Genomic DNA, 22829 nt, shown 5'->3' on the forward strand with positions numbered 1-22829 from the left:
CTACCGAGAGGTAACCGAGGCGGTGATCCGGCGACCCTGCGGTAGGCTCGGCCAAATCGCAACGATACGCCCATCCTGCCTAGCCGCTTCGCAGAGCCGTTCGGTCCCGGACGGATGTGGCGGCAGTTGCGGCGACACGGTCGGGAACGTCACCGTTTCGGCGGTCTCGGCCGCCGGGTACTTGCGCGATCCGCCCCGCCCGTGTGGACTACGGCCAACGCCCCGCGCACGCGCGTGGCTGACAGGCATTCCCGAAAACATGATCAGGAGGCAATCCGTGAGCGCGACCGCGGACCACGCGGAGACGAACCTGGCCGTAAGGCTTGGTTTCCAGCCCGACCAGGTGGTCCAGGAGATCGGCTACGACGACGACGTCGACCAGGAGCTCCGCGAGGCCATCGAGCAGGCCACAGGCACAGAGCTCGTCGACGAGGAGTACGACGACGTGGCCGACGCCGTGGTGCTCTGGTTCCGTGAGGACGACGGGGACCTGACTGATGCGTTGGTGGATGCCATCGCGTACATGGAGGAGGGCGGCTCGATCCTGCTGCTGACTCCGAAGACCGGTCGCGACGGCTATGTCGAGCCGAGCGAGATCGGCGAGGCGGCCACCACCGCGGGCCTCTCCCAGACCAAGAGCATCAACGCCGGCAAGGATTGGAACGGCAGCCGGCTGATCACCCCCAAGGGGGCGGCGAAGAAGCGGTAACGCTCCGCTGGGGTAGCGGGCTTTCCTGCGGGCCGGATGTGGCTGGTCGCGCAGTTCCCCGCGCCCCTTCAGGGCGCCATCGCGTGAGGCCCCCGCCGACGTACCTGTCGGCGGGGGCCTCACGCGCGCGTGCAGCCTTGATCGGCGCACGTAGGGTGGTATCACCCGAACAGCCCCATCCGAGGGGCCCCGTCGAAGGGATGCGTACTCATGGCGATCGAGGTCGGCACCAAGGCGCCGGAATTCGAGCTGAAGGACAACCACGGCCGGTCCGTGAAGCTCTCCGACTTCCGCGGCGAGAAGAACGTGGTGCTGCTCTTCTACCCGTTCGCGTTCACCGGCGTGTGCACCGGTGAGCTCTGCGCGCTCCGCGACGAGCTGCCGAAGTTCGTCAACGACGACACCCAGCTGCTCGCCGTGTCCAACGACTCCATCCACACCCTGCGCGTCTTCGCCGAGCAGGAGGGCCTGGAGTACCCGCTGGTCTCCGACTTCTGGCCGCACGGCGAGGTCTCGCGCGCGTACGGCGTCTTCGACGAGGAGAAGGGCTGCGCGGTGCGCGGCACCTTCATCATCGACAAGGAGGGCGTCGTGCGCTGGACCGTCGTCAACGGCCTGCCCGACGCCCGTGACCTGAACGAGTACGTCAAGGCGCTCGGCACCCTGTGACCGACGCCCGGTGAGGTGGCCGGGCCCGGACGCCCCGCAGGACCCTGAGTCTTCTCAGGGGTGACACCCTGTGATTCTTCAGGTGCAGAGCCTGTGGCGGCCGGGAACCGGTCACTAGGATCCACTCGTTGATCCGATGGCAACGCAACGCTTGGGGCTCCCCGCCCCTGGACACCAATTGGGAGGACTCGTGGGAGTCAGCCTCAGCAAGGGCGGCAACGTATCTCTGAGCAAGGAGGCGCCGGGCCTGACCGCAGTCCTGGTCGGCCTCGGCTGGGATGTGCGTACGACCACCGGCACCGACTTCGACCTCGATGCCAGCGCCATCCTGACGAACGCGGAGGGCAAGGTCAGCAGTGACCAGAACTTCGTGTTCTTCAACAATCTGAAGAGCCCCGACGGCTCCGTCGAGCACACCGGTGACAACACCACCGGTGAGGGCGAGGGCGACGACGAGGCGATCAAGGTCGACCTGGCGGCGGTCCCGGCCGACGTCGAGAAGATCGTGTTCCCGGTCTCGATCTACGACGCCGAGAACCGCCAGCAGTCGTTCGGCCAGGTCCGCAACGCGTTCATCCGCGTCGTGAACCAGGCGGGCGGCGCGGAGATCGCCCGTTACGACCTCTCCGAGGACGCCTCGACGGAGACCGCCATGGTCTTCGGTGAGCTGTACCGGCACGGCGCCGAGTGGAAGTTCCGCGCGGTCGGCCAGGGCTACGCCTCGGGCCTGCGCGGCATCGCGCAGGACTTCGGCGTCAACGTCTGAGCCGAGTCACCACCCTTTGCCAGTCGTCCGGCGCCGCACACACACCAGTGCGGCGCCGGACGTGCTCACCCTCCAGTCCCGTCACCTCGGGGAGGACCATCACTATGGGCGTCACGCTCGCCAAGGGGGGCAATGTCTCCCTCTCCAAGGCCGCACCGAATCTCACCCAGGTCCTCGTCGGGCTCGGCTGGGACGCGCGTTCCACCACCGGCGCACCCTTCGACCTCGATGCCAGCGCGCTGCTGTGCAACGCGGGCAAGGTGCTCGGTGACGAGTGGTTCGTCTTCTACAACAACCTCAAGAGCCCGGACGGCTCCGTGGAGCACACCGGTGACAACCTCACCGGTGAGGGCGAGGGCGACGACGAATCGCTCCTGATCGACCTCTCCAAGGTGCCCGCCAACTGCGACAAGATCGTCTTCCCCGTCTCGATCCATGACGCGGACAACCGCGGCCAGACGTTCGGGCAGGTCAGCAACGCCTTCATCCGTGTGGCGAACCAGGCGGACGGCCAGGAGCTCGCGCGCTACGACCTCTCCGAGGACGCCTCCACGGAGACCGCGATGATCTTCGGTGAGGTGTATCGCTACGGGGGAGAGTGGAAGTTCCGCGCCGTCGGGCAGGGGTACGCGTCGGGTCTGCGGGGCATCGCCCTAGACTTCGGGGTCAACGTTTCGTAAAGGGCTGCGCACGCAGCGTGGCCCGGCGACGAAGACGGAGAGCCACCTGCTGCGCCTGGAAACGAGGCAGATGACTCTCCGGGGAACTCGCCGCCCCGAAGGACGGGAGTCTGTTCATTATGCCCAAGGAACCTCAGCTGACGGGCGTGCGCCCCATGGGCCATGTCCTCATGTACTGCGCGGCGCTCGCCGCCGGAGTGGTGCTCGTCGTCACCGGTGGGGCCACACCGGTCGAGGCGTCCGGCTACGTCTCCCCGTTCCTTCTGATCTTCGAGGGGGCGAGGGCGCGCGGCTGACGGAGGAGGCCCGCCGACCGAGCTCCGTGTCCGGGGAGGGTCGCCCTCTCCGGACGCGTAGCGGGACCTCTACACTTCGGGGTCAACGTTTCGTAAAGCAGGGGACCGCCGCGGGGGAGACCGCTAAACGGGAGCCCGTACACACACGATTGGGTAGCCAGTGCTTCTGAAAACCTTCGGCTGGTCGTTCGCGGTCACCGCGCTCGGCCTGGTGGCCGCGGTGTTCTACGGGGGGTGGACCGGGTTCGGCGTAGTGGCGATCCTGTCCATCCTCGAGATCTCGGTGTCCTTCGACAACGCGGTGGTCAACGCCGGGATCCTGAAGAAGATGAATGCCTTCTGGCAGAAGATCTTCCTCACCATCGGTGTGCTGATCGCCGTCTTCGGCATGCGGCTCGTGTTCCCCGTCGCGATCGTGGCCATCAGCGCCAAGATCGGTCCGATCGAAGCCGTGCGGCTCGCGCTCAACGACAAGGACAAGTACCAGCAGCTGGTGACCGACGCTCACCCGTCGATCGCCGCGTTCGGTGGCATGTTCCTGCTGATGATCTTCCTCGACTTCATTTTCGAGGACCGTGACATCAAGTGGCTGAGCTGGATCGAGCGTCCGCTCGCCAAGCTCGGCAAGGTCGACATGCTGTCGGTCTGCATCGCGCTCATCGTGCTCATGATCACCGCGATGACCTTCGCCACCAACGCCCACCAGCACGGCGGCGCGCACGTGGACAAGGCACAGACAGTCCTCATCGCGGGTATCGCGGGTCTGATCACGTATCTCATCGTGGGCGGCCTGTCCGGCTTCTTCGAGAACAAGCTCGAGGAGAACGAGGAGCGCGAGCACGAGGAGGAGGAAGAGGCCAAGAAGAGCGGCAAGAAGGTTCCTGCTGTCGTGATGGCGGGCAAGGCCGCGTTCTTCATGTTCCTCTACCTCGAGGTCCTGGACGCGTCGTTCTCCTTCGACGGCGTCATCGGCGCCTTCGCGATCACCAACGACATCGTCCTGATGGCCCTCGGCCTCGGCATCGGCGCCATGTACGTCCGTTCGCTCACGGTCTACCTGGTCCGCCAGGGCACCCTCGACGACTACGTCTACCTGGAGCACGGCGCGCACTACGCGATCGGTGCCCTCGCCGTGATCCTCCTGGTCACGATCCAGTACGAGATCCACGAGGTGATCACCGGATCCGTCGGTGTCCTCCTGATCGCCTGGTCCTTCTACTCGTCCGTGCGCCGCAACCGCGCGCTGGCGGCGGCGGAGGGAAAAGCGGGGGCGGGCGAGAAGCCTGAGGTCTCGTCCGGGGTCTGACACTGTCTGAATCCCGCGCCGCCGTGTCCGGTTCCGGTTTCCGGAGTGTGACGGCGGCCCGGGTGAGGAACGCTCTTTTCGGGGCGGCCGTCGAGGAGATGTCCTCATGGCCGCCCCGTCGCTTTTCGAACGAGACAGACGAGACACAGGGCCCGTATCCGTACGTGGCACGAGGGCACTTGGGGGCGGCATGTCCTTCTGGGACGGTCTGTGGCGTGGGCGTTCGATGGATTACGAATCGGGCAGCGCCGCGACCAACTCCATCGAACTGACCAAACGACACCCGACGGTCTCGCTCAGCAAACAGGGCGCGGCCACCGGCAACCTGCGCGTCAACCTCTCCTGGCAGATGCGCACCTCCGACCTCCTCGGCAAGCAGCGCGGCGGCGGTCTGCGGCACCCCTTCCAGATGTTCCGGCCCGAGCCGGTCCAGGCGCACACGCAGAGCATGGTCAACGTCGACCTCGACCTCGGCTGTCTGTACGAACTGACCAGCGGCGAGAAGGGCGTGGTGCAGCCGCTGGGGCACTTCTTCGGGAGCCTCAACTCGCCGCCGTACGTGCAGGGCAGCGGCGACGACCGGTTCGGTTCCGGGTCGGGCGAGACGCTCTACGTCAATCTCGACCACCGCGAGTCGATCAAGCGGCTGCTGGTGTTCGTGTACATCTACGACCAGACGCCCGCCTTCGACCGCACGCACGCCAAGGTCACGCTCTACCCCAGCAACGGCCCCCGGATCGAGATCGACCTGGACGAGCGCCAGCCGCAGGCCCGCTCGTGCGCCGTGGTCTCCGTCGAGAACGTCAAGGGCGAGCTGGTGGTGCGCCGCGAGGTGAAGTTCGTCTACGGCTTCCAGGCGGAGCTCGACCGGTTGTACGGCTGGGGCCTGCAGTGGGGCAGGGGCTACAAGTCGAAGGTGGGCTGAGCCACCGGGAGCGGCCTCAGCGGGGCAGGAACTGCGGCCCCTGCGGAGGCAGCCGGAAGTTCGGGTCCGGCATCTGGGCGACCGGCTGCGGATAGCCGTACGAGGGCTGTGCGACCGGCGCCGCGGAGACGATCGGCGTCGGCTGCGTGGGAGCCGCCGGAGGGTAGCCGTACGCGGGCTGGGGCGCCGGGTGCCGGGGCGGCGCGGGCGGATAGCCGTACGCGGGCTGCGGGGCCGTCTGCGGGGCGGGCTGGGCGATCGAGGGCTGGTGCGCGGGCTGCCGCGGCGGCAGCGGGAACGAGGCGGGCGGCTGGGGGAGCGAGACGGGCGGCTGGGACCCGGCGGAGTCCGTGTCGTCCACCGAGATCCCGAAGTCCGACGCCAGGCCTTCGAGCCCGTTGGAGTACCCCTCGCCCAGGGCCCGGAACTTCCAGCCCTCGCCGCGCCGGTAGAGCTCCCCGCAGATCAGCGCGGTCTCCTCGCCGGTCTGCGGGGTGATGTCGAAGTACGCGAGCGGCTCGGCGTCGGCGAGCGCCGCGTCGTACAGCAGGATGCGCAGCGCCGGTACGTGCTGGAAGGAGACGCCCTCCGCGGACGCGGCGATGAGCACCCGGCTCACGGCCGGGTCCAGGCCCGCCAGATCCGTCTGGATGGTGTCGGTAAGACCCTCGGTCACCCGCTTCTTGCCGAGCCGCCAGACCTTGCCCGCGGGGTGCCGCGGCTGGTTGTAGAAGACGAAGTCCTCGTCGGAGCGGACCCGTCCTTCGCCGCCCAGGAGCAGCGCGGAGGCGTCCACGTCGGGCACGCCCTGGCCCGGGGTCCAGCGCAGCACGGCGCGGACCGCCGTGGCTTCGAGCGGGACGTTCGACCCCTTCAGCATCGCGTGCGTCATGCGATCATCCTGCCTTCCCCCGCCCCGGCGGGACAACGTGGGGGCCTCAAGGGCCCGGTCGCGTCGGCAGGCGCCTGACCTGCGGGTGGCCCGCGGGTGGCACGGGCATGCGACGGTTGTGTGGTCTGCGTGTGTGACTTGGCCGGGTTACCTGAAGTTCATGCCCGGTGGGAACCCCCGACAGGCCTCTCTACGTACTATTACCGGCCACATCACGTCGGGCCGAGTCGACGAAACCGGCGATAGCAGGGGATCTCATGCGTCATTTCGGGCACATCGCCCCAGAGGTGCGACAGCGCCTCTTCCACCGGGAGCCCGGTGCCTTCGGCGCGGACTCCGCCCCATACCTGCTCGCGCCCGCCCTCGGCGGCACGCTCTACAGCCCCGCGACCCGCCCCCGCCTCGCCGACGACATCCTGAAGCAGGCCGGGCGCGGAGTGACCTCCATGGTGCTGTGCCTGGAGGACTCCATCGACGACGCGGACGTCGCGGCCGCCGAGGAGAACCTGGTCCGACAATTCGCCGACCTGGTGGAACGCGGCGTGGAGCCGCCGCTGCTCTTCATCCGGGTGCGGGTCGCCGAACAGATACCCGACCTGGTCCGCAGGATCGGCCCCGGCATCCGGTTGTTGTCCGGATTCGTACTGCCGAAATTCACCGAGGAGCGGGGCGTGCCCTTCCTCGAGGCGCTCATCGAGGCGGAGGGCGGCACGCCGGAGGGCCGCAAGTTGTTCGCCATGCCCGTCCTGGAGTCGCCCGAGCTGCTGCACCTGGAGAGCCGCGCGGAGACGCTCGCCGGGATCGCCCGCACCGTCGACAAGTACCGCGACCGGGTGCTCGCCCTGCGCCTCGGCGTCACCGACTTCTGCTCGGCGTACGGCCTGCGCAGGCCGCCCGACATGACCGCCTACGACGTACAGATCGTGGCGTCCGTCATCGCGGACGTGGTGAACGTCCTGGGCAGGGCCGACGGCACGGGGTTCACGGTGACCGGGCCCGTGTGGGAGTACTTCCGGGTCCAGGAGCGGATGTTCAAGCCGCAGCTGCGCCGCAGCCCCTTCCTGGAGGGCCGCGCCGACGAACTGCGCCAGGCCCTCATCGAGCACGACATGGACGGACTGCTCCGCGAGATCGAGCTCGACCGTGCCAACGGACTGCTCGGCAAGACCTGCATCCACCCCTCCCACGTACTGCCCGTGCACGCGCTCTCGGTGGTCAGCCACGAGGAGTTCAGCGACGCCGAGGACATCCTGCGCCCGGAGCGGGGCGGGGGCGGAGTGCTGCGCTCCTCGTACACGAACAAGATGAACGAGGTGAAGCCGCACCGCGCCTGGGCCGAGCGGACCCTGCGGCGCGCCGAGGTCTTCGGCGTCGCCAAGGAGGACGTCGGCTTCGTGGAGCTGCTCGCCGCCGGAATCCCCGGCTGATCGAACACATCGAACACATCGAACATGAGGAACATGACGTACGTGACGGAAGACGCGGTGGGGTCGGGAGACGCGGTGTGGTCGGGGACCTGGGTCGCCGAGCGGCTCGGGGTCGGGCTCGACGGCGACGAGGGGCTGCGCGGCCTGCTCGGCCTCGCGCTGCGCCGCAACCCCAAGCGGGCGCACCTCCTGGTGTCGAACGTCCTGGGCAAGCACGTGCCGCAGCGCCCCTCGGTCGTCCACGCGGCCGGGCACGACCTCGGCGTCCGGGTGCGGGAACTGCTCGGCGACGAGGAGGCCCGGCGCGCCGTCGTCCTCGGCTACGCGGAGACGGCCACCGGCCTGGGCCACTCGGTGGCGGACGGCCTCGGCCTCGCGCCGTACCTGCACTCCACCCGGCGCCCCGTCGCAGGCGTCGAGCGCGCGGGCGGCTTCGAGGAGTCCCACTCGCACGCCACCTCCCACCTGCTGCTGCCCGAGGACCCCGGGATGCTCGCGGGGGAGGGACCGCTGGTCCTGGTCGACGACGAGTTCTCCACCGGCAACACCGTCCTGAACACCATCCGCGCCCTGAACGAACGCTTCCCGCGCGGGCGGTACGTCATCGTGGCCCTCGTCGACATGCGCTCGCCGGACGACCGGGGGCGCCTCGCGGACTTCGCCCGCGAGATCGGCGCGCGCGTCGACCTGATCGCGGCGGCCTCGGGGACGGTCCGGCTGCCGGACGGCGTCCTGGAGCGGGGGCAGGCGCTGGTCGCCGAGCACGAGAGCGCGGCGGTGCCGCCTGAGCACGACAGCGCCGCGGTGCCGCGGCCGCGCGCGGCGCGCGCCCCGGTCGCCCGCGTCGAGCTGGACTGGCCCGGGGAGATACCCGACGGCGGTCGGCACGGCTTCACCCCCGCGCACCGCGCCGCGCTCGACGCGGCGCTGCCCGGCATGGCGGCCCGGGTCGCCGACGCCCTGGACGGCGGCGCGCGGCGTGTGCTCGTCCTCGGCTTCGAGGAACTCATGTACGCACCGCTCGCGCTCGGCGTGGAGCTGGAGCGGCGGAGCGGCGCCGAGGTGCGGTTCTCCACCACGACCCGCTCGCCGGTGCTCGCCGTGGACGACCCCGGCTACGCGATCCGCACCCGCATCGCCTTCCCCGCGCACGACGACCCGGCCGACGGGCCCGGCACCCGCTACGCCTACAACGTCGCGGGCGGCGGCTTCGACGCGATCGTCGCCGTCGTCGACTCGACCGCGGACACCCCCCAACTGCACGCGCCGGACGGTCTGTTGGCGCAGCTCTCCGCGCACACGGGGCAGGTCCTGCTGGCCGTCGTCCCGTCGTACGTCCCGTCGTACGTCCCCGAAAGGCCCACCATGCTCCCCGAGCCCCTCCGCGGCCCCGCCTTCTCCTCGTACGCGCCCGACGACGTCGGCTGGCTGCTTCAGGACCTCTCCGACGTGACGCTCGAAGCGCCCACGGAGGAGCGCGAGGAGGCGATACAGAGCGGTGGCGCGCACTACGCCGAGTCGCTGCCGGTCGAGTACCAGCCGAGCGGCCAGTACCAGGAGCTGTTCCGCGCCGCGCTCGACACCTCGGCCGCCCGCATCGCCCGGGCCGTCGGCACCGTCACCGAGACCGTGCTCGCCGAGCTCCCCCACAGCCGAAAGCGCGGGGGGACCCCCCTGCCGCGCCCCGTCCTGGTGTCGCTCGCCCGCGCGGGCACCCCCGTCGGCGTCCTGATGCGCCGCTGGGCCGCGCACCGCCACGGCCTCGACCTGCCGCACTACGCCGTCTCCATCGTGCGCGGCCGCGGCATCGACGCCAACGCGCTGCGCTGGCTCGCCGCCCACCACGACCCGGCCGACGTCGTCTTCGTCGACGGCTGGACGGGCAAGGGCGCCATCACGCGTGAACTGGCCGACGCCGTGCGGGAGTTCGAGGAGGCCGGTGGTCCCGCCGGGTTCAATCCGGAGATCGCCGTGCTCGCCGACCCCGGTTCGTGCGTACGCACCTACGGCACCCGCGAGGACTTCCTCATCCCCTCCGCCTGCCTCAACTCCACGGTGTCCGGGCTCATTTCGCGCACCGTGCTCCGTGCCGACCTGGTCGGGCCCGACGACTTCCACGGCGCGAAGTTCTACCGCGAACTCGCGGACACCGATGTGTCGGGCGACTTCGTCGACGCCGTCGCGGCCCGCTTCGACGAGGTCGCGGACGCGGTGGACGTACAGGTCAAGGAGCTCCTCGCCGCCGATCGCACGCCCACCTGGGAGGGTTGGGCCGCCGTCGAGCGGATCAGCGAGGAGCTGGGCATCCACGACGTGAACCTCGTCAAGCCGGGCGTCGGCGAGACGACGCGCGTACTCCTGCGCCGCGTCCCCTGGAAGATCCTGGCCCGGGCGGGCGCGGGAGCCGACCTCGACCACGTGCGCCTGCTCGCCGAACAGCGTGGCGTACCCGTCGAGGAGGTGGCCGAACTCCCGTACACCTGCGTCGGGTTGATCCACCCCAAGTACACGCGCGGCGCCACGGGTGCGGACGGCAAGGCGGTGGCCGCCAAGTGAGTGCCGTGCTTGTCGCCAGCGACCTCGACCGGACCCTCATCTACTCCGCCGCCGCGCTCGGCCTGACCATGCCCGACGCCGAGGCGCCGCGCCTGCTCTGCGTCGAGGTGTACGACAGCAAGCCCCTGTCGTACGTCACCGAGACGGCCGCCGGACTCCTCGACGAACTGGGGCGTACGGCCGTCTTCGTGCCGACCACCACGCGGACGCGCGAGCAGTACGGGCGCATCCATCTCCCCGGCCCCGCGCCGGAGTTCGCGATCTGCGCCAACGGCGGGCACCTCCTCGTCGACGGCGTGTCCGACCCCGACTGGACGGCCCGGGTGGCGCGCCGCCTCGCCGACGAGTGCGCCTCGCTCGCCGAGGTCCGCGCGCATCTGGTGCGCACCGCGGACCCGGCCTGGCTGCTCAAGGAACGTGTCGCGGAGGACCTCTTCGCCTACCTCGTCGTCGAGCGCTCACGGCTTCCCGAAGGCTGGGTCAAGGAGCTCGCCGCCTGGGCGGAAGGGCGCGGCTGGACCGTCTCGCTGCAGGGCCGCAAGATCTACGCGGTGCCGAAGCCGCTCACCAAGAGCGCGGCGGTACGGGAGGTCGCCCGGCGGGTCGGTGCCGAGGAGATCCTCGCGGCGGGGGACTCGCTGCTCGACGCGGATCTGCTGCTCGCGGCGGACCGGTCCTGGCGGCCGGGGCACGGGGAGCTGGCGGAGACGGGGTTCGTGGCTCCGGGGCTCACGGTGCTTCCTCATCGCGGGGTCGCGGCGGGGGAGGAGATTCTCCGCGCGTTCCTCGCGGCGGGGGAGCGCTAGCCTGGCGGCATGCCTCGTTACGAATTTCGGTGCCGGTCCTGTGGGGACACGTTCGAGTTGAGTCGGCCCATGGCGGAGTCGTCCGCGCCTGCGGTGTGCCCTGTCGGGCATGAGGACACGGTGAAGCTCTTGTCGACCGTTGCTGTTGGGGGGTCTGCGGCCGCGTCTGCGCCTGCGCCTGCGCCTTCCGGCGGGGGCGGGGGCGGTTGTTGTGGTGGGGGCTGCTGCGGCTGAGGGGTTTGCCGCGGGTTCGTTGTGGCTGGGCGCGCGGTTCCTCGCGCCCCTGGCCGTGGCGGGGTTTGTCGGGTCGTTTCGTGCGGGCCCGGCGGGGTTTTGCGCAGTTCCCCGCGCCCCTTAAGACGGGTCCGGCGGGGTTTTGCGCAGTTCCCCGCGCCCCTTAAGACGGGTCCGGCGGGGTTTTGCGCAGTTCCCCGCGGCCCTAAAAGCGTGGCCCCGCCTTTCTGCTAGCGGACGACCGTGCCTGGGGGCGATCCCAGCAAGTCCAGCTCCGCCCGCGTCGGCGCTCCTTCCCAGTCGCCGGGTGATGCCACCGCGAACGCGCCCGTGGTGACCGCGCGTTCCAGGCGGGACGGTACGTCGGCGTCGTCCAGGAGTGCCGAGAGGTAACCGGCCACGAACGCGTCGCCCGCGCCCACCGCGTCCACGGCCCGCACCTCGCGGGCCGGGGCGTGGAGTTCGGCGTCGGCGGTGTGGGCCGTGGCGCCGGCCGCGCCGAGCTTGACCACGACCTCCCGGACGCCGCCGTCGATGAGGGACTTCTCCGGGGCGTCGGTGGGTCCTGTCCCCGGCAGGCACAGCGGCAACTCGTCGTCGGAGGCGATGAGGACGTCGACGTACGGGATCCACTCGCGCAGTTCGGCCGCCGCGGCCTCCCGACTCCACAGCCGGGAGCGGAAGTTGACGTCCAGGCACACCTCGGCGCCGTGCTCGCGCGCGAGCCGCAGCGCGCGGCGGCAGGCGTCGCGGGCCGAGGGGCCGAGCGCCGGGGTGATGCCGGTCAGATGCAGGACGCGCGGCGGCCCGGGCGCGGCGAAGGCGGCAGGCACGGCGTCCGCCGACAGACGGGAACCCGCGCTGCCCGCGCGGTAGTAGTGCACCCGGGTCACCTCGGGCAGCCGCGGCTCGAAGAGGATCAGGCCGGTCGGCGCGGCAGGGTCACGGGTGGCGGCGGTGACGTCGACGCCCTCCGCGCGCAGCGTGCGCAGGACCAGCTCGCCCGCCTCGTCGTCGCCGACCGCGCCCGCCCAGCGGACGGTGTGGCCGAGGCGGGCCAGGCCGATGGCCACGTTGCTCTCGGCGCCCGCGACGGACACGTTCATGGCGCCGCCCAGCTTGAGCGGGCCGCTGCCGCGCAGCGCGACCATGGTCTCGCCGAGGGTGAGGACGCCGACTCCGGCTTCGCCGGTGGCCGCGCTCATCGGCGTACCGACCCCTGAGCCACCTGCACGAACTCCGCCGCCCTGGTGCGCAGCGCGTCCAGGTCGCCACCGTCCGCCGCGTCGCCGATCAGGGGGGAGCCGACGCCCACCGCGACCGCGCCGAGCGCCAGATACGCCTCGGCGGCCGCCGCGTCCACGCCGCCGACCGGCACGAAGGGGGTGTCGGGGAAGGGGGCGCGCAGTGCCCTGAGGTAGCTGGGGCCGCCCATCGCCGACGCGGGGAAGATCTTCAGCGCCGTCACGCCCGCCGCCTGGGCCGCGATGACGTCGGTGGGCGTCAGGACGCCGCCCAGGACCGGAAGGCCGAGGCGCCCGGCCTCCTCGACGCCCGCGCCGAGACCGGGCGTGACGATGAGGTTGGCGCCCGCGTCGGCCGCCCGGCGCGCGTCGTCAGCGGTGAGGACCGTGCCCGCGCCGAGCCAGGCGTCCGCGCCCAGCTCGGCCCGCGCCCTGCGCAGTACGCCCAGCGCGTCGGCGCCGCTGAGGGAGACCTCGACCAGCGGGACTCCGGATTCGACGAGCGTCATGACCGTACGGAAGGAGGCGCCCGGGTCGGTGCCGCGCACGATGGCGACGAGGCGCCGGGCCCGGAGAGCCGCGGGGAAGTCGAGCATGTCCAGCATGTCCCCAGATTCGCACAGCCGTTTTAGCGGGCCTGATCCGGGTGGCGGGCCCTCCAGTACGGGTTGTCGTGCGGCAGCCCGCCGCTGACCCGGCCGTACATCCCGAAGGTCATCAGCAGTACGCCCACCACGAAGCTGAACAGGACGTTCTGGATCCGGAACGCCAGGAAGTTGTAGCGGGTGTCGAGCAGCGCGAGATTGACGAAGCCGCTGAGCAGGAACAGCACGCCGAGCGCCATGTTGAGCGTCGACGCGGCGTTGCCGCCGATCACCATGCCGACGAAGAGCAGCAGGCCGACGGCGATGGACAGGACGCTCAGCGCGCCGTTGGTGTTGAGCCCCGCGACGGTGTCGCCGCGGGTGTCGAAGAACCCGATCTTGTCGATGAGACCGAGGACGCCGAAGGCGAGCAGGACGAGCCCCATCAGGCCCGCTCCGACGCGGTAGACCTTGCTCAGCCGGTGATCGACGGGCAGATCCTCGTCGAGGGTGATGTGACGCTTGTGGCCCTTTGCCCGTGGCGTCCCTGGATTCCCTGGATGAAGTACGTGCGTGGCCATGTCCGCCTCCCTGGTCGCGCGGCGGCCGTACGCAACTCGCGTATCTTCAGGATCCGCCCGCCAGGCCGCGACTGCCAAACGCAGCGATGGCTCTCAGGCCGCTCTCAGGCCCCCTGGCCCCGCTCCTCCCGGATCTGCGCGACCACGCGCGCCACCGTCGAGCGGACCGCCTCGGTCTCGGTCAGGAAGTGCCAGTAGTCCGGGTGGCGGCCCTCCAGGGAAGCCACCGCGCGGTCCAGGCGCGCCACGGAGTCGTCCAGCGGGCGCGCATGGCGCGGCTCCGGCGTCTGGCGGCCCGTCATCGCGAGGCGCTGCGCGTCCCGGATGGCGAAGCGGGTGCGCTCTATCTCCTGCTGCGGGTCCTTCGACACGGCGTTCAGCCGCCGCAGCCGGTCGCCTGCCGCGGAGACCGCCTCGTCCGTCGAATTGAGCAGCGCCCGCACGGTGGAGAGCAGCGAGGTGGCGTCGGGCCAGCGCTGCTCCTCGCGGGCCTGTCTGGCCTCCTTGAGCTTGGCCTCGGCCTGCCGCACGCTCTCCCCGGCCTGGTCCGGCACGTGCTGGAGGTCCTGCCAGCAGGCGACGGAGAACCGGCGCCTGAGCTCGCTGAGCACCGGCTCGACCTGGCCGCTGCGGGTGGTCAGGGCCTGCGCGCGCGTGCGCAGCGACACCAGGCGCCGGTCGATCTCGGCGGCGCGCTCCGGCAGCCGCTCGGCCTCGGCGCGCACGGCCTCGGCGTCGCGCAGCACGCGGTCGGCGCGCTGCAGGGTCTCCGGTACGCCGTGCTGCCCCGCCCCTTGGTTGAGCTTGGTCAGCTCGGGGCCGAGCGCGGCGAGCCGGGCGGCGAGGTCGTCGGCCTTCAGCCCCGCGCCGCGTACGGCATCGAGGGCGTTGCTGGCGGCCAGCAGGGTCTGGCGGGCCCGCTCGATCGCGGGGGCGAGCCGCGCGAGCTGCGTCTCCGCCTTGTCGAGCAGCGGGCCGAGGCCCTGCTGGAAGCGGTCGAGGTCCTGCTTGGCCCTGCCCAGCTCGTCCTTGGCCCGGGTGAGCTCGGTCCGCGCCTGGGCCGCGACCGAGGTGTCCAGGTCGTCCCTGTCCAGGTCGTGGGCGTCCACGGCGCTGATGTACTGGTGGCTGACCTCGTCGATGCGCCGTCCGACGGCTTCGAAGTCCGACACGGCGCGCTGCGCGGCGGGCGAGGAGTCCACGGCGACGATCGTCTCCACGGAGATCCGCAGGTCGCGCTGGGCGGTGTCCAGCTCGTAGAAGGCGGCGGCAGCGGCGTCCTTCGCGGCCTGCGCCTCGGCGCGCACGCTCTCGCCGCGGCCGCCGAACCACCGGCGCGTGCCGCCGCCGGCGAAGGCGGCGGGGAGGGTGGCGGCGAGGAGGGGCAGGGGGAGGAGGACGAGGGTGAGGACGTCACGCAGGGGCCCGGCGGGGCGCGTCCTCGCGTGACGAGGCATGCGTACCGGGCGATTCCCGGCTGCCGCGCTCTCTCCGTCCGGTGTGTACGGCTGCGAAGGTGTCGCCGTCACTATCCCTCTCCCGTGCTGTCATCCGCCCTGCCCGGTGTCACATTCTCCCACCGGTTAGACGAACGCACGGGCCGGTTAGTTCGCGCTGCGCACGGTGACTTTGCCGTCATCGCTGAGAGCGGACACCCGGTGCGGGCTGGCACTGTCGCGCGGCACCGACACATCGACGGCGCCGTCGTGGGCCTCGGCCTTCACGTCGTACGAGAGGGCGGCCCCGTTCTCCGTGCGGGGCAGCGCCACCGTGAGGGCACCGTCCTGGCTGCGGGCGTCGACGCGGTCGGGCGCGGTGGCCAGCTCGAGCCGCACGGCGCCGTCCTTGGACGCGACGGCGATGCGCTTCGAGGTGATCCCGCGCGCCCGGACGGAGCCGTCCTCGCTGCGGACGTCGAGCGGCCCGCTGGACTTCTCGACGGTGACGGCGCCGTCCTGCGACCGCACCTTCAGGGCGTCCCTGAATCCGCTCGCGGTGACCCGCCCGTCCTCGTTCTCGACGGTCACGGCGACGCCCCGGGGCACCTCGACGCGGTGCTTGACCGAGCAGTCGCTGATGACGCCGGAACACGTCGTACGGAACGTGAGCCGGTCACCCGACATCTTCCATTTCACCTCGGGCGTGCCGCCCAGCACGGTCCTGCCGTCGAACCACCGGGTCACCTTCACGTCCTTGCCGCCGCTGTCACTCGGTACGAGTTCGAGCGCGGAGTCCTCGGAGTCCACCGTCAGCGTCCTGCCCGGCAGGGTGAACGTCCGGTGCTCCGGATCGCCGTCGCTCGACGCGTCGGCCCCGCACGCCCCGACGAGCGCGACGACGGCCACCGTGCCGGTCGCGGCGGCGAGGGCGCGGGCAGTGCGCGGGCGGCGACGGGTGCGGGTGGCCATGATTTCTCCCCTGAACGACGTTCGGTCAGACCCGACTTACGGGCCTGCCACGACGGTATGGACCATCGCCCGCGGGGAGGATCCGGCCGACTACCGGATCCGGGGTGGGGTTAACCCCCGGGCGCCCGCCCCCTCCCGCCCCCCCCGGAGCGCCGGAACGAGGGGTTTGCGAGGCACTGCCATCGGCAAGGTAGGCTGTCGGTTCGTCCCGGGCGCGTAGCTCAGGGGTAGAGCGCCTCCCTTACAAGGAGGATGTCGGCGGTTCGAAACCGTCCGCGCCCACCGGGTAGGAAGTAGCAGGTGAGAGCCTGCTTTTGGACCCCCCGACCGTGATCGGTCGGGGGGTCTCTTCGTGATCGAAGTCCACTGAGAGTCCATGCCCCCAGGTCTTCAAGGCGGGTAAGGGGCGAGGTCGCGCAGTCGGCGGCCGAGCTCGGCGACGCGCATGGCCAGCGTCAGTGGGCTGGGGCGGTCGCCGGGGCCGTCGGCCAGGGCGTCGGTGCTGGCGTCGATGACGCGCTGATGCGCGTGCCACGTCAGCGTGTCCTCGCCGGCCTGCGCGGCGGCGGCCCAGGCGGCAGGCAATCGCCGACGGATCTCGTGCCGGAGCCGAGCGTAGAGATCCGTGAGGTGAGCGGGCGGCGGCAGGGCGCGGCACGCGGAGAACGCCGCGTCGAGCAGGGCGTTCACGTACCCGCCCTCGACGCAGGTGCGGCACGCGCGAGGGAACCAGCGCACGTCGACCCCGGAGCGCTTGATGTGGTGTGCCCCGAGGTCGACCGCGGTGGTCGGACTGAGGGTGATGCCACAGAACGCGCAGTCCCGGCCACGGAACTGGCCCTCCGACAGCATGCCGACCGAAGGGAGCAGCGGAGCGAAGAGGCTCTCGGCGGGGGTCACAAGGAGGCCGCCTGCTCGGTGCGCGAGCCAGTCCTCGATCGCTGTCCCCTCTCTCGGGGTGGTCATCCCCTCGCCTCCGTCCCGCGGCGGCCGCACTTCTTCTGGCCCCTGCCCTGTGATGTCGATGCACAGATCTTGGGCGCCGGGAGAAGGGGTAGGTACCACAAGGTGTGGTACCTGGATTCGCTCAACAGGGTTGCTTCAGACGGCTCCGAAGGGTTGCTTCAGACGGCTCCGAGCCACCCGGCGAAGTGGTGCAGAGATTCTTCGTCCGCTCGGCGCAGACGAACCAACGTGCTCGTCGTCTCACGGGCCCACGGGTGCTCGCGGGTGTGCTGGGGAGCGATGCTCCTGGCGACCTTCAGCGACTCGAAAGCGTCCTCCATGCGCCCGCCCCACACCTGGGCCCGGGCCAGCTCGATCCAGAACCCCGAGCGACGCTCAGCCGGCAGATCTCCCGGCGGCGCCCACTCACGGGCAACCGCGAACGCCCGGTCGACGTAGCCCTGCCCCAGACTCACGGCGACAGAGAGCTCGTGAATCTTCACGGACGCGGGCCCGAACGCCGTACCCAGATACGCGGTCTCCCTCGTGCTGGCGCTCAGGCGCCGAGCCTCTGCGAGGTGCGTCTCGGCCGCGCCGGCGTCACCGTCGCGACCGGCGATGACCGCGGCGCGCATGTGCAGGGCGCCCCGAGAAGCTGCCGTGCTCTCATCGCTCACGGCAGGGGCCGCGTCGATCGCGGCCTCCAGCGCGCGCGTGCCCGCCGCGTGGGCCCGGGCAGTGAAGAAGACCTCGGTGCGGACGTAGGCGACCGAGTTGCTCACGAGGCGGTCCTCGGCGTGCGGGACGGCCCACCGCATGAGGTCGATGAGCCGTGCGCTCAGGTCGTGGGCCCCGTACTTGTAGGCCACCGCGTCGACCGATCTGGCCGTGGCCACCAACAAGCGCGCCGCTTCGCGCTTGTCGGTCGAGGCGTGGAACAGGGCGAGCGCGTCGTCGAGGAGCGCGGCGGCGTTCTGCGCGATGCGCCCGTACTGAGCCGCCAGGCGCCAGTTCACGGCGTCGCTCACGGCCGCGTGCAGCTCGTCGAGGCCGCGCCGCGGCGCGGAGAGCGGCACGTCGTACGCGGCGAGGGCCGCGGAGACCAGCGGCAGGGCCGTGTGTACGCAGGTCTCGGTGCCGGTGAATCCGGCGAGGAGCCGGGTGGGGTCGACTCCGAGCGCGGCCGCGATTGATTCGAGGGCCGTGTCGCCGGGGTACCGCTTGCCCTGCTCGATGGCGCGGATCATGCCGAGCGACAGGTACGCGTCGCGGGCGAGGTCGGCCTGACGCTTGTTCCTCGCACGCCGGGTGGCGGCAATGCGCTTGCCGAGCCCCGGGTCTTCAACTGCGGGCATACTGGCTCCAGTTCGATGCATCCGCTTCGAACCGTACTCGCGCGGTTACGCGCTGGTGCGCGAACGACCTCACCGTTAATCCGCTGGTGGGGCCGCTTCGTTGACGCTCAGCGCGCAGCGATCGGTACGAGCTCCGTGAGGGAGCTGACGCGGTAGTCCGCGGTCGCGACCACCTCCGCGGCCTCCGCCCACAGGTGCCCCCACGGTCCGCGCCGCAGGTGCGCCGTACGCAGCCCCGCCGCGTGCGCGGGCAGCGTGTCGTTCTGGGGGTGGTCGCCGACGTACAGGATCTCCTCGGCCGGGACGCCGGACTCGACGACGAGGCGCTCGAAGAACTCCGGCGCGGGCTTCGCGACGCCCCACTCTCCGGACGTCGCGATCAGGTCCGCGGGCAGGTCGAGGCCGCGCAGCAACTCGCCGGCACGCACCGTCTGGTTGCCCGCGATGATGACGCGCGCACCGGCTTCGCGGAGGGCCGTGAGCGCCGGTCGGACGTCCTCGTACACGTCGGTCTCGTCAAGGTACTCACCGCGGCCCGCGTCCTCGCGGGCTTGGTACGCGGACCGGATGTCGATCCCCGGTTGGATCAGACGCAGCGCCTCGGCGTTGTCCTTCCCCTGCGCGACCACAGCCCCGACGAGCGCCGACATGGTGTGGCGTGGCACGTGGAGCCAGTCGGCCCATGACGCCCAGTAGCGGTCATCTCGGACGATGGTTTCGCCTACATCGAATGCGATGGTGCGGATCATTCGGGAACCCTAGTAGGGGGTCGGTCCGGGGCTCTTCTGTGATCGTTCGAATCGTTCACGTGGGGTTCGGAGGGGACGGGGGCGCCGAGTCGTCGCCGTAGAAGCCGTCCAGCTGCGCGTTGAGTTCCGCCAGGTCGGGGTGTTCGGCGATGTCGCGGACCTCTGCCGCGGTCAGCGCTTCCGTCAGTTTGCGCATCGATCGGGCCGCGAGCCCCGCCTCCGCTGTCATTTCGAGTTCGGCGGCCCGCTTGCGGTGGAGCCCGGCCAGGATGCGGAGTTGGCGGGCGCGCAGTTCGTACGGGTCGACGGGCTCGCTCATGCGCTCTGCTCCTTCTTCGGCCTGCCGCCCTCGCGTGCGCGACGGGTGGCATCGAGGTCTGCCACGAGGCGACGCTACGGCGGCCGTGTGACCTCGACAAGGCCGCACAGCGCGAATGCTCCGTGCGACACTCCGTGGCGCCCCGAACATGATGTGTGGGGCGTCGGACAGGGGTGGGGAAGAGAATGCGCGACAGATCGAGGAGACGGGCCGCGGGGCTGGGGGCGGCGTCAGCGGTTCTCGTGCTCGTGGCGGGGTGCGGCGATGCCGAATCTCCGCGCACGCCGGTCGAGGCCGCGGCCAAGCCGTCCGTTTCGGCTTCCGCTTCCGCCTCAACTTCGGCTTCTGCTTCGGCTTCTGCTTCGAAGGGCTGGGAGCAGTCTGTGATTCGCGCGGACCTGGTGGCAGCCGCTGAGGAAGCAGGCGTCGGCCCGGAGGCTGACCTGCCGCTGGATGAGGGATCGAAGAAGTGCGCTGCGGACTGGGGCACTTTCTCTCCCGTGACCGGCGCGCAAGTCGACACGGCCGTGAGTGAGCTCCGCGAGCGGAGGTGGAAGGTCACCGGGCGTCGTACTCATGAGAAGGCTGGCTTGACGTCGCTCAGCAAAGGGCCTTGGACCCTTCAAGTGATCCACCGGACCCCTGAAGGCAATGACTATCTGTCTCTGCTCGCCTTGCGGGGCGGCCCGGAGTGCGAGGCAGCTATGGAGAGGGCCAGTTAGCTGGGACCGGAGTAGGTGCTATGCCGGTGCCCCCTCCCGCCCGGAGGCGCGAGGGGGCGGCAAGGCGGCTCAGATCTCGCAGGCCGTGGGGACCCAGCCCTTCATGCCCCGGTACGCGATGGGGGACCAGCGGTTGTCCTCGTCCCAGCCGCACAGGTTGTGGTAGGTCTGGCCGCTCGAGACCGTGCACGCGGTGAACTTGGCCTTCGCGCCCTTGGGGAAGAGGCCGACCGCCGTGCCGTTGAGCTTCTTGGTCTTGCGGATCTTCACGCTCTCCTTCGCCTTGACCGTCGTGCCCTTGCCGGGACATGACCCGGAGGAGGCCGCCGTGGGCGCTGCCTCGGGCGTCACGGCACCGGCCGCTATGGTCCCGGCCGCGAACGTCGCCCCCGTCATCGCCACCACACTCAGCAGCGAAGCGAACTTCTTCACGAACTAACCCCGTTCGGTTATGGGTTGGGCGCCCTTGGATGCCCTCTGGTGCCTTCGGGCGCGTTTGATCAGCAGGAGCTTAGGTACAAGGGGCGGGCGACTGCGGCGAGGGGGAGACTCGGGCACACAATCACCTCATGATCCACTCGGCGTGCTCAAGTCGATCCGGGTCGTCTTCCGCGTGATGACTCTGTGTCATTGCCCTGTGTAGTAGTGGATCGTCCGGCCGCGCCTCCACATCATGTCGATCCTGTGCATCTTTGCCGTCTACGCCATGGAAGCCGGACGAGGCCGCCCATCTCGCAGGGGGCCGCCTTCGGAAGCCGTGATAACACGGAGTAATCAATTCCGAAGAAGGGGCGCGGTCCCATGGGTATCTTCAGCCGTCGTCAGACCGATGCCGTCGAGCCAGTGTCAGGCGGCGGCGCCGGTGTGCCTCTCGCGCAGACCGGGGGCGCCGGTGTCGCGCTCGATCCGGCGCTTCGGGCGCTGGACGGGCAGTGGGTCATCGACCGTCCGCACAGCCGCATCGGGTTCTCCGTGCGGCACGCGATGGTCACTACGGTGCGGGGGGCTTTCGCCGATTACGACAGCGCGCTGTACTTCGACGGTGCCAGGCCCTCCGCTTCGCGGGCCGAGCTCGTCATACGCGTCGGCAGCGTCGACACGGGTGTGGAGCAGCGGGACGCGCATCTCGTCGGGACCGACTTCTTCGACGCGAGGCGCTTCCCGGAGATGGTGTTCCGGAGTACGTCCACGCGGCATGAGGGCGGGGAGAGTTTCCGTATGACGGGGGATCTGACCATCCGCGACGTCACCCGACCCGTCGAACTGCAGCTCGACTATCTCGGCTCGGTGCTCGACCCCTTCGGTTTCGAGCGCGTCGGCTTCGACGGCACCACCACCATCGACCGCACCGAGTGGGGCCTCGTCTACAACCAGCGGCTCAAGGCGGGCGGCACGATGGTGAGCGAGAAGGTCCGCCTGCAGTTCGACATTTCGGCTGTTCGGGCCGGGGCGCAAGGCGGGGCGGGCTGAGGCCCCCGAACGGGACGACGTGCTGAGGCCCCCGGGCGGGTTCGGCCGGGAGCCTCGGGGTCGTTCTTCCCGTCAGGGACGGGGCGGGTGGAGCGTTCGGGGTGTCAGCACTCCATCTTCCACGTGTGGGAGTCGCCGCTGTCGTTGGCCCAGCCGTTGGAGTTGATCTCCTGGCCGGGGCTGAGGCAGACCGTGCCGAAGCCGATCAGGCCCGGGTTCTCGTAGACCTGGACGTGGTCCTTGATGCCGGGGCCCGAGATGCCGTGGTTGGCCCACGAGGAGTCCTGGTCCTGGATCGGGTCCTCCCAGTCGTGGTCGTCGCCCGACCAGTTGGTGCGCTGGCCGCCGAAGTCCGCGTCGGTCCAGGCGCAGAACTGGCCGCTGGGGCAGGAGGCGGCCTGGGACGTGCCCGAGGCGGTGAGCGCGGTGCCGATGGCGAGGAGCGTGGCGGCCAGGACGGCCATGGGCTTGCTGATCATGCGGAGTCTCCTGAGAAGGGGTTGGGAGTGGGCAGCTGTGGGCAGCTGTGGTCGGCGGATGGTCGGCGGGTGGTCAGCCCCGGCCGGTGCCGGTCGGCCGTGGTCGGCGGCGCTGTGGCGATCAGCCGTCGCCGTGCGGGCGGGGGACGTTCGGGGACGCGCGGAGCACGGACTTCGAGCGGGCCAGGGCGTGGGCGCGAAGCCGCCGCCAGTCGGCCAGTTCGTCGCGGTGCATGGCACGGACCGAGGCGAGGCCGCGGTCGCGGTGGGCCGCCTCCGGCTTGAGGTTGTTGACGACGGTCGAGACGCGGAACCAGCGCCGTTGGTCTCCGTAGAGCGTCCGCTGGGCGGCGGCCAGGCAGCCGTCGGTGTGGGCGCGCACGGAGTAGCCGGTGGGCAGGGTGAGGGACAGCTCCGTGCGGCCCGCGCCGAAGAGGGCGTCCGAGACGCGCTCGTCCCGCTTCCTCGCCGCCGGTGTGGTCCCCGGCCGCTGCCCCGCACGGGGCGGGGTGAGGCCCTGGCGCGTCAGACAGCGGTCGGTGAGCCGCTGTTGGGCGGCCCTGATGACGTCGTCGGACGACAGTACGTGCGGGGTGGCCGAGGGGACCTGGGCGCAGCCGCCGACGAGCAGCAGGGCGAGCAGGGCGCAGGGGGTGAGGAGGAGGACCGCGGCGCGGGGCCGGACGGTGCTGGTGGTGTGCACGGTG

25 protein-coding genes and 1 tRNA gene are annotated in these 22829 nt (G+C 70.8%); 13 read left to right on the forward strand and 13 right to left on the reverse strand.

All coding sequences use genetic code 11. The features are described from left to right. Positions 1–277: 277 nt before the first annotated feature. From CP970_RS30125 to CP970_RS30150, 7 genes are all read left to right on the forward strand, one after another. Positions 278–709 carry a DUF3052 domain-containing protein gene (locus tag CP970_RS30125; protein ID WP_055551818.1) on the forward strand — a complete coding sequence of 144 codons (432 nt, stop codon included), beginning with the start codon at positions 278–280 and terminating at the stop codon, positions 707–709. Between the two features lie 210 nt (positions 710–919). Then, positions 920–1378, forward strand: coding sequence for a peroxiredoxin (locus CP970_RS30130; RefSeq protein ID WP_055545613.1), 459 nt, complete (start codon positions 920–922; stop codon positions 1376–1378). A 190-nt stretch (positions 1379–1568) separates the two neighbouring features. Beyond that, entirely contained in the window at positions 1569–2144 is a 576-nt protein-coding gene (locus CP970_RS30135) for a TerD family protein (RefSeq protein WP_055545611.1), read from the forward strand. 104 nt (positions 2145–2248) lie between these two features. Beyond that, complete coding sequence (locus tag CP970_RS30140; RefSeq protein ID WP_055545609.1) at positions 2249–2824, forward strand: TerD family protein; 576 nt, start codon at positions 2249–2251, stop codon at positions 2822–2824. 119 nt (positions 2825–2943) lie between these two features. Then, positions 2944–3120, forward strand: coding sequence for a hypothetical protein (locus CP970_RS44380; protein ID WP_169801213.1), 177 nt, complete (start codon positions 2944–2946; stop codon positions 3118–3120). 160 nt (positions 3121–3280) lie between these two features. After that, positions 3281–4426, forward strand: coding sequence for a DUF475 domain-containing protein (locus CP970_RS30145; protein WP_055545607.1), 1146 nt, complete (start codon positions 3281–3283; stop codon positions 4424–4426). Positions 4427–4616: 190 nt separating this feature from the next. Beyond that, positions 4617–5351 carry a TerD family protein gene (locus CP970_RS30150; protein ID WP_055545605.1) on the forward strand — a complete coding sequence of 245 codons (735 nt, stop codon included), beginning with the start codon at positions 4617–4619 and terminating at the stop codon, positions 5349–5351. Positions 5352–5367: 16 nt separating this feature from the next. Here the strand turns inward: CP970_RS30150 and CP970_RS30155 are convergent, their stop codons facing one another. Next, positions 5368–6243 carry a TerD family protein gene (locus tag CP970_RS30155; protein ID WP_150494175.1) on the reverse strand — a complete coding sequence of 292 codons (876 nt, stop codon included), beginning with the start codon at positions 6241–6243 and terminating at the stop codon, positions 5368–5370. Positions 6244–6500: 257 nt separating this feature from the next. Between CP970_RS30155 and CP970_RS30160 the strand changes: the two genes are divergently transcribed. Genes CP970_RS30160 through CP970_RS30175 form a run of 4 tightly spaced genes read left to right on the forward strand, consistent with a single transcriptional unit; the run spans position 6501 to position 11266 of the window. Continuing rightward, the gene (locus CP970_RS30160) at positions 6501–7670 is read left to right on the forward strand and encodes an HpcH/HpaI aldolase/citrate lyase family protein (RefSeq protein WP_055557086.1); all 1170 of its coding nucleotides are present in this window, start codon (positions 6501–6503) and stop codon (positions 7668–7670) included. A gap of 33 nt (positions 7671–7703) precedes the next feature. Continuing rightward, positions 7704–10226, forward strand: a complete 2523-nt coding sequence (locus CP970_RS30165; protein ID WP_055557088.1) for a phosphoribosyltransferase — start codon at positions 7704–7706, stop codon at positions 10224–10226. Further along, positions 10223–11032, forward strand: coding sequence for an HAD family hydrolase (locus CP970_RS30170; RefSeq protein WP_191094971.1), 810 nt, complete (start codon positions 10223–10225; stop codon positions 11030–11032). The genes CP970_RS30165 and CP970_RS30170 overlap by 4 nt, the downstream gene beginning before the upstream one ends. Before the next feature lie 9 nt (positions 11033–11041). Further along, positions 11042–11266 carry an FmdB family zinc ribbon protein gene (locus CP970_RS30175; RefSeq protein ID WP_150494177.1) on the forward strand — a complete coding sequence of 75 codons (225 nt, stop codon included), beginning with the start codon at positions 11042–11044 and terminating at the stop codon, positions 11264–11266. Positions 11267–11496: 230 nt separating this feature from the next. Here the strand turns inward: CP970_RS30175 and CP970_RS30180 are convergent, their stop codons facing one another. The 5 genes from CP970_RS30180 to CP970_RS30200 form a co-directional block, all read right to left on the reverse strand. Beyond that, a complete protein-coding gene (locus CP970_RS30180; protein WP_055556589.1) occupies positions 11497–12471 on the reverse strand; it encodes a sugar kinase in 975 nt (324 codons plus the stop codon). Then, a complete protein-coding gene (locus tag CP970_RS30185) occupies positions 12468–13115 on the reverse strand; it encodes a bifunctional 4-hydroxy-2-oxoglutarate aldolase/2-dehydro-3-deoxy-phosphogluconate aldolase (protein ID WP_224058829.1) in 648 nt (215 codons plus the stop codon). Before CP970_RS30185 ends, CP970_RS30180 begins: the two co-directional genes overlap by 4 nt. 23 nt (positions 13116–13138) lie before the next feature. Continuing rightward, the gene (locus CP970_RS30190) at positions 13139–13675 is read right to left on the reverse strand and encodes a DUF4383 domain-containing protein (protein ID WP_055556587.1); all 537 of its coding nucleotides are present in this window, start codon (positions 13673–13675) and stop codon (positions 13139–13141) included. A gap of 104 nt (positions 13676–13779) precedes the next feature. Further along, entirely contained in the window at positions 13780–15204 is a 1425-nt protein-coding gene (locus CP970_RS30195; RefSeq protein WP_150494179.1) for a hypothetical protein, read from the reverse strand. A gap of 75 nt (positions 15205–15279) precedes the next feature. Next, positions 15280–16083 (reverse strand): DUF4097 family beta strand repeat-containing protein, encoded by an 804-nt coding sequence (locus CP970_RS30200; RefSeq protein ID WP_079044109.1) that lies wholly within the window; start codon positions 16081–16083, stop codon positions 15280–15282. A gap of 210 nt (positions 16084–16293) precedes the next feature. On the opposite strand from CP970_RS30200, the gene CP970_RS30205 reads away from it, so the two are divergent. Then, a tRNA-Val gene (locus CP970_RS30205) sits at positions 16294–16365 on the forward strand. Positions 16366–16473: 108 nt separating this feature from the next. On the opposite strand, the gene CP970_RS30210 is transcribed toward CP970_RS30205, so the two are convergent. The 5 genes from CP970_RS30210 to CP970_RS30230 all read right to left on the reverse strand — a co-directional run bounded on the left by CP970_RS30210 (position 16474) and on the right by CP970_RS30230 (position 20605). Beyond that, complete coding sequence (locus CP970_RS30210; RefSeq protein ID WP_150494181.1) at positions 16474–17049, reverse strand: DUF6415 family natural product biosynthesis protein; 576 nt, start codon at positions 17047–17049, stop codon at positions 16474–16476. A 158-nt stretch (positions 17050–17207) separates the two neighbouring features. Further along, positions 17208–18383, reverse strand: coding sequence for a helix-turn-helix domain-containing protein (locus CP970_RS30215; protein ID WP_150494182.1), 1176 nt, complete (start codon positions 18381–18383; stop codon positions 17208–17210). Positions 18384–18490: 107 nt separating this feature from the next. Continuing rightward, positions 18491–19132, reverse strand: a complete 642-nt coding sequence (locus CP970_RS30220) for an HAD family hydrolase (protein ID WP_055547399.1) — start codon at positions 19130–19132, stop codon at positions 18491–18493. A 55-nt stretch (positions 19133–19187) separates the two neighbouring features. Further along, a complete protein-coding gene (locus tag CP970_RS30225) occupies positions 19188–19451 on the reverse strand; it encodes a hypothetical protein (protein WP_055547401.1) in 264 nt (87 codons plus the stop codon). Positions 19452–20242: 791 nt separating this feature from the next. Next, a complete protein-coding gene (locus tag CP970_RS30230) occupies positions 20243–20605 on the reverse strand; it encodes a hypothetical protein (protein WP_055547402.1) in 363 nt (120 codons plus the stop codon). A 369-nt stretch (positions 20606–20974) separates the two neighbouring features. Here CP970_RS30230 and CP970_RS30235 point away from each other — a divergent pair, with 369 nt between their 5' ends. Further along, complete coding sequence (locus tag CP970_RS30235) at positions 20975–21643, forward strand: YceI family protein (RefSeq protein WP_055547404.1); 669 nt, start codon at positions 20975–20977, stop codon at positions 21641–21643. 104 nt (positions 21644–21747) lie between these two features. Here CP970_RS30235 and CP970_RS30240 read toward each other — a convergent pair whose 3' ends face one another. After that, entirely contained in the window at positions 21748–22122 is a 375-nt protein-coding gene (locus CP970_RS30240) for a peptidase inhibitor family I36 protein (RefSeq protein ID WP_055547405.1), read from the reverse strand. A gap of 121 nt (positions 22123–22243) precedes the next feature. After that, positions 22244–22825, reverse strand: coding sequence for a hypothetical protein (locus CP970_RS30245; protein ID WP_055547410.1), 582 nt, complete (start codon positions 22823–22825; stop codon positions 22244–22246). Positions 22826–22829: the final 4 nt, after the last annotated feature.

Source organism: Streptomyces kanamyceticus (assembly GCF_008704495.1).
GTDB classification, from domain to species: Bacteria; Actinomycetota; Actinomycetes; order Streptomycetales; family Streptomycetaceae; genus Streptomyces; species Streptomyces kanamyceticus.